The following is a 6,459-nucleotide window of genomic DNA, read 5'->3' on the forward strand; positions in this document are numbered from 1 at the left end:
CGGGCTCGCCGCGTACGCTTCACCACTGCCGGTGCCGCTCAACGCGATGGGCTGCCCGTGTCGGCGAACAGTGCGATCACCTCGCGATTGAACGCCGGGATGTCGTCGGGCTTGCGGCTCGTCACCAGGCCTCGATCGACCACGACCGCTTCGTCGACCCAGTCCGCACCGGCGTTCTGGAGATCGCTCCGGAGCGACGGCCAGGAGGTCAGCCGTCGTCCACGTGCCGCACCCGTCTCGATAATCGTCCATGGTCCATGACAGATCGATGCCACCGGTTTGCCGGCGTCGAAGAAGGCGCTCGCAAAGGCGACGGCCTCGGGCAGCGCACGAAGCTGGTCGGGATTGATGACGCCGCCCGGTAGCAGCAACGCGTCGAAATCCTCGGGCCGGGCCCGAGGAAGTGCGACATCGACGTGGAAGCTGTCACCCCAGTCCGAGAAGTTCCACCCCCTTACCTCCCCCTCTTTCGGTGAGACGATCCGCGTGTCGGCGCCGGCCTCGTCCAGTGCCTTGCGCGGCTCGGTCATCTCGACCTGTTCGAACCCATCGGTCACGAGGATCGCGACCGTCAGGCCGTCGAGGGAAGGGGAAGCCATGTCGTTTCTCCGTTCAATATCGTGTCGCGATCGGAACCTGTCGTCGCCGCTAGCGTCATCGCACCGGTCCGCTCGATGCGAAGGCGCTGCCGCGCTTTGCGGCAATCGCCGCTTTGCGGCAATCGCGTTCGGCACGGGCGAGCGGTGCACACAACGGCCGCATCCGGAGGGGCGGGCGGTCCCGGCGACGCTTGCTGAGGGGGGGCGGCATCAATCACCGACCGGCCCGCTGTCGCCCGGCAATTTGTAGGCGAGGATCCGGGCGGTCTCGATGCGGGGCGCACCGTCGAACAATTCGGGCGAGCGCGCGACCAGGGCTTGCCCGACCTTGCCGCCGAGATGGGCGACGCGGGCTGCATCATCGGGGAATGTGTCGAAGATCGCGAAGTCGTGCTCGCCGAAGCGCACGGCATACCAGCTGGTGGTGCCGGGTTCCTCCCTCACCGCCTCCAGTCCGGCGCGCAGGAAGGTCTCGACCGCGTCGCCCTTGCCCTGTTTCGCGTGCAGACGGACGAACAGTGCCTCGACGACCGCCGATCGCGATTCGATCGTCGGCGAGGATGTCTGGGAACTCGGGCCTGGTGCGATCGCGTCCATGCGCCTCTCCTCTGCTGGTATTTCGCAGGAACGCTATGCCGCTATCCGGACGGCGCTGAGCACCCGTACGTTCCCTCAGGAGACTTACGCGGTTGCAGCGTTACGGCATCGTCTGTCGCGCTATTGGCGCAGACCTTCCGAACGATTGGTGACAGAGGACGGCTTGGGCGTAATGCCGGAAATAGTTACGCCCAAGCAGCAAAGGCAAATATCGCGTAGTCGTAAAATAGAGGCGAAAGGGTCCCGGCAGCGAGCGATCAGCCGCGTGATACGGACTTGGCCGGATTCATCTCCTTGAGGATGCGTCCGGCCTCATGCGGTTCGGACCGCAGATATTGCGGAGGTGCATCCACCGATGCGCCGAGAACCGCCGCCGCATGCCAGGGCCAGCGCGGATCCCACAGCACGCCGCGCGCGATCGCGATCGCGTCCGCGTCGCCGTCCTGCAGGATGGCCTCGGCCTGATGCGGATCGGTGATGAGACCGACCGCGATGACCGGCATCGACACGGCCTGCTTCACCACCTTCGCGAGCGGCACCTGGTAGGACGGACCGACCGGAATTGCCTGCCGAGGATCGAGCCCCCCGCTGGACACGTGGATCGCCGCACATCCGCGAGCTTCGACTTCTGCCGCAAAGATCGCGGTTTCGTCGACCGTCCAGCCACCTTCGACCCAGTCCGTGCCCGAGACGCGAACCGTCACCGGCCTGTCGGCCGGAAAGGCGGCGCGCACGGCATCGAACACTTCGAGCGGGAAGCGCATCCGGTTGGCGAGGTCGCCGCCATATTCATCCTCGCGCGTGTTGGAGAGCGGCGAAAGGAATTGGTGCAGGAGATAGCCATGCGCGGCGTGGATCTGGATCGCATCCAGACCGATCCGGGCGGCGCGCCGTGCCGAATCGGCAAAGGCATCTCGGATACGCGCGAGGCCATCGCGATCGAGCGCGAGCGGTGGATGCTCGTCGGGTTCGAACGGCAGTGCGCTGGGGGCGAGCGTCTGCCAGCCATGCTGGGCATCGGGCGCGATCTGCGCCCCACCGTGCCAGGGCTTTGCCGTACTCGCCTTGCGTCCGGCATGGGCCAGCTGGATCATCAGCGGCATGTCGGACCAACGGCGCACGCCATCGACGACGCGTTGCATCGCCGCTTCGGTGGCATCATCCCACAGTCCGACATCGCCATAGGTGATGCGCCCCTCGGGCGTGACCGCCGTCGCCTCGATCGTCAGAGCGCCCGCGCCCGACATGGCCAGCTGGCCGAGATGGATCAGGTGCCAGTCGGTCATCGCACCGTCTTCGGCCGAATACTGGCACATGGGCGCGATCACGATACGGTTGCCGAGCGACAGCCCGCCCACGTCCAGTGGTTCGAAAAGCTTGGCCATTACCATTCTCCTACGTTGGGCATCGATGCCCATGGTTCGGCAGGCGCCTTGTGTTCGCCCTGCTGGAGTAGTTCGATCGAGATGCCGTCGGGCGAGCGGACGAACGCCATATGCCCGTCGCGCGGCGGGCGATTGATCGTCACCCCGGCGGCCTGCAGGCGGGAGCAGGTCTCGTAAATGTCCTCGACGTGGTAGGCGAGGTGGCCGAAGTTGCGGCCACCCGTGTAGGTCTCGGCAGGACTGCCATCCTCGGGCGGCCAGTTATAGGTCAATTCGACCTCTGCCTGACCGGGCTTGCCCTCGCCGCGATGATCCTCATCGGCCGCCAGGAAAATCAGGGTGAATCGCCCCTGCTCGTTTTCGATCCGCCGGGTTTCCCTGAGGCCCAGCAGTTCGAAGAAACGAATAGTCGCCTGTGGATCGGCAACCCGCAGCATGGTGTGGAGATAGCGCATGATCAGGCGCCCTCCGCCTGGAGGGCTTCCATGACCATCTCGGCCGTGCGCGTGGCCGAAGCAGGGTTCTGTCCGGTCACCAGCTTGTCGTCGCGCAGCGCGAAGGGTTGGAAATCGGGGCCGCTCTCATGATGCGCACCCAGTTCCTTCATACGGGTTTCGAGCAGGAACGGCACGGCCTGATCAAGGCCCACGGCGCGTTCCTCGCTGTCGGTGAAGGCGGCGACCCGGCGCCCTGCCACGAACGGCGTGCCATCGGGCTTCTTCGCGGAAACAAGTCCGGCGGGGCCGTGGCAGACGGCGGCCACGATCTTGCCTTCGCGGTCGAACCGCTCGACCAGTCGCGCGAGCTCTTCGCTGCCGGGATAGTCGAACATCGTGCCATGCCCGCCAGGCAGGAAGACCGCGTCGTAACCGGCCGTGTCGATGCTGGTGAAAGCGGGGGTATCGGCCATTTCGGCCTTCAGCGCTTCGTCTTTCAGATAGCGCTCGACCGACGCATCATTCTCGCCGTCGGCGTTGACGCTGCGCTGGTCGATCGGGATCGCGCCGCCCTTGATCGAGGCCAGCGTCACGTCGGCGCCACCATCGCGAAAGGCGTAGTAAGGCGTGGTCAGTTCTTCGAGCCAGACGCCGGTCGGCTCGACGCCGGGCGTCATGCGGTCGGCTGACGTGGCGATCATGAGAATGCGTGTCATCGGCTTGGCTCCTTTGCGTGCCGGATCGCGGAGGCGGGCGAGGGACGATGCTATTGCGGCGATGGCTCGCACCATCCCCGGTCAGAATGCCGGCTCGGTCACCCGTCTGTCCGTCGATGATCATGCAGGTAAGCAGCATCGCTCATCATGAAACCCAACGGGAATGGCCAACATCCATAAATCAATTTATGGAACTGCCATGTCCCTGCAGCAGATGCGCACGTTCATCGAAGTCTATCGCCGTCGGTCGTTGAGCGACGCGGCACGCGCGCTCGGCATCACGCAGCCCGCGGCGTCCCAGCATATCGCCTCGCTCGAGGTGCAGCTCGGCCATCCGCTTTTCGATCGCCATTCGCGCGGCGTCCGGCCTACGGCGATCGCCGACGACTTCGCCGCTTCGATTGGCGGCAGCCTCGACCGGGCCGAAGCCGCCTTGGCATCGGCACGCGCGCGGTCGGTTCGCATTTCGGGAACGGTCCACATCGCCGCGCCATCCGACCTGCTGGGCGAGATGATTACGCCAAGGCTCGGTCCGCTGCTCGACTCGGGGCTTGATCTCCGACTGCATATCGGTGGGCGCGACGCGCTTTATGCCATGCTGCTCGACGACAAGGTGCATCTTGGCATCACCGCATCCCGGCCCGAAGACGCGCGGCTTGCCTATCAGGCGATCGGCACCGAAGACCTGCGCGCCGTGGCCGCACCCGCCATAGCCGAGCGGATTGCGCGCATGCCGCTATGTGAAGCGCTCAATACGGTGCCTTGTCTGGCCTATGATCTTGACCGGCCACTGGTGCGCAATTGGCTGGAGGCGAACCAGATCGAGGTAGCCCGGCCCCCGGCCCTGACCGCACCGGATCTTCGCGTCCTGCGCTCGGGTCTGTGCGCGGGACTGGGTTGGACGGTTCTGCCCGGCTATCTCACCGGCGCCGAACGCACGGCCTGTACCCTTGTCGAAATCGCAGCACCTCTCCGCGTGCCGACCAACGCACTCTATCTCGTCTGGGCCAAGTCCTCGTTGCGCCACCCCCGCGTGGCCTTTGCGCGCGATGCCCTGTTCGGAGCATTGCAGCCATGAATGCTCTGACCGTCGATCCATCGGGATGAACGATCGACCGGTTGCTGGAAGTGGGAAAAGGGACGCGAACGGCCGAATTCAGGGCACTCGGACGCACGGCCTTCGATACGATCCCGACCTTGTATGGTCCCAGCGATCGATGGCGCATTCACGACGGGCGAGGAGGGCCACCCCATCGCCAGCTACTTTCGATCACTTCCGGAACCCGAAGGGCCATGCACTGGCGGAGACGGAGGGATCTCGACTCTCCATTTAACGGGTTGAAGTAACCTGATATTCTTAGCGGCGCATCCACTCTCCCCACATTTCTCCCCACAATTGATGTGAAAAATTTTTAGGGGCTGGAGATGGCTCATCCGTTTCGCACCCTCCATAAAGCAGTTCGGTTGCGAGAGCTTGCAGCGATATGACCCAGAAACGGTCATTCCGCGGGTGGGGCTCGCTTACCAACTTTTGCCATTCGTTCATGTCGAGAGCGGCAACTTGGCTATTTCAGCCCCCTCGACTTCGAGACGCAGACGCAGCTTAACCACTCTTCCCAGGAAACCGGCAGCAGCTCAATCTGCCGCTTCTGCTTGTAGCGGAACTAAGGCTGGCGAGGTTCCTGACCGCGCCTCGTTACGCTTTTCGGCCGCCCCGGTGAATAGACGCCAAGGACCGCTTGCTGCATGAGCCATTCGTTAGAATGACAATGGGGGCCAGGATGAAGTTCGATACCAGTCGTGCACTGATACTCTACTCAGGGGCCCTCACGGGTGCAGTGATTTGGTTAGGGCTCACTGCCGCTGCACCTTCGGCCCAAAACGCGAAATTCGATACCATTGACGTTGGCCGCATAAACGTACGCGAGCCCGATGGTACGTTGCGCATGACGATCGCCAGCTCGGCTCGGGCGCCAGGCTTCATAGGCGGCGGGAAAGAGTACCCCCGTCCCGACAGGCGCATGGCGGGTATGCTCTTCTTCAACGATGAAGGGACAGAAAACGGCGGCCTTATCCTCGCCGGCAAGGACGAGAGTGGTCGAGGTACGAGTGGAGGAAGCTTGACGTTCGATCGCTATCATCAGGATCAGGTGGTGCAGCTTTTCGGCTTTGAGGAGGGACAGGAAAGATCCGCCGGCATCAAGGTCAACGACCAGCCCGAAGGCCGCCTTGACTTTCCAGCGGTGGACCGTGTCCGAACCCTGCCGGCAAGTCAGCAGGACGCGGCGTACCGCGCCGCTAACGTCGGTGGGACGCAACGCCTGTTTGCCGGTAGGGCTACGGACAAATCCTCCCAGCTGGTTCTGCGCGACGGGCAAGGCCGTAAACGACTGGTGCTTCGCGTCGGGGAGGACGGCGCTGCGTCGATTGACTTCCTAGACCAGGCAGGAAAGGTGCAGCGCACCGTTCGACCGACCGCGGACTAATCGCACTTGACGCGCCGACTGCACCTTCCGAGTCTGGCAGGAATAACCTTGCTAGGTCTAAGCCTAGGGGCAAGCGTGATGACGGGCTTAATCCATCGACCACAAGTCTATGCTAGGCGGCGTGGACAAATTGGTGACGGTCAGCTTTCGCGTGTGTAACCTCAGTTCGTGAACCGTAAAGCGCACTTGATCGCGGCCATATTGGTTGGCCTTGCTACGCCCTCTGCCGCTTTGGCCGA

7 protein-coding genes are annotated in these 6,459 nt (G+C 63.9%); 2 read left to right on the plus strand and 5 right to left on the minus strand.

The annotated features are described in order from the left end of the window. Nucleotides 1–38: 38 nt before the first annotated feature. The 5 genes from MF607_RS14580 to MF607_RS14600 form a co-directional block, all read right to left on the minus strand. A complete protein-coding gene (locus MF607_RS14580) occupies nucleotides 39–599 on the minus strand; it encodes a type 1 glutamine amidotransferase domain-containing protein (protein WP_242120053.1) in 561 nt (186 codons plus the stop codon). Nucleotides 600–809: 210 nt separating this feature from the next. Then, nucleotides 810–1,196, minus strand: a complete 387-nt coding sequence (locus MF607_RS14585; protein ID WP_242120055.1) for a putative quinol monooxygenase — start codon at nucleotides 1,194–1,196, stop codon at nucleotides 810–812. Between the two features lie 257 nt (nucleotides 1,197–1,453). Further along, the gene (locus tag MF607_RS14590) at nucleotides 1,454–2,581 is read right to left on the minus strand and encodes an NADH:flavin oxidoreductase/NADH oxidase (protein ID WP_242120057.1); all 1,128 of its coding nucleotides are present in this window, start codon (nucleotides 2,579–2,581) and stop codon (nucleotides 1,454–1,456) included. Beyond that, on the minus strand, nucleotides 2,581–3,036 hold the full coding sequence (locus tag MF607_RS14595; protein WP_242120059.1) for a VOC family protein: 456 nt from the start codon (nucleotides 3,034–3,036) through the stop codon (nucleotides 2,581–2,583). The genes MF607_RS14590 and MF607_RS14595 overlap by 1 nt, the downstream gene beginning before the upstream one ends. 2 nt (nucleotides 3,037–3,038) lie before the next feature. Next, complete coding sequence (locus MF607_RS14600; protein ID WP_242120061.1) at nucleotides 3,039–3,734, minus strand: type 1 glutamine amidotransferase domain-containing protein; 696 nt, start codon at nucleotides 3,732–3,734, stop codon at nucleotides 3,039–3,041. A 163-nt stretch (nucleotides 3,735–3,897) separates the two neighbouring features. Here MF607_RS14600 and MF607_RS14605 point away from each other — a divergent pair, with 163 nt between their 5' ends. Together MF607_RS14605 and MF607_RS14610 are read left to right on the plus strand one after the other, a co-directional pair. Beyond that, nucleotides 3,898–4,812, plus strand: a complete 915-nt coding sequence (locus MF607_RS14605; protein WP_242120064.1) for a LysR family transcriptional regulator — start codon at nucleotides 3,898–3,900, stop codon at nucleotides 4,810–4,812. Nucleotides 4,813–5,515: 703 nt separating this feature from the next. Continuing rightward, nucleotides 5,516–6,220, plus strand: a complete 705-nt coding sequence (locus MF607_RS14610) for a hypothetical protein (RefSeq protein ID WP_242120066.1) — start codon at nucleotides 5,516–5,518, stop codon at nucleotides 6,218–6,220. Nucleotides 6,221–6,459: the final 239 nt, after the last annotated feature.

Source organism: Sphingomonas lacusdianchii, assembly GCF_022664395.1.
Classification (GTDB): domain Bacteria; phylum Pseudomonadota; class Alphaproteobacteria; order Sphingomonadales; family Sphingomonadaceae; genus Sphingomonas; species Sphingomonas lacusdianchii.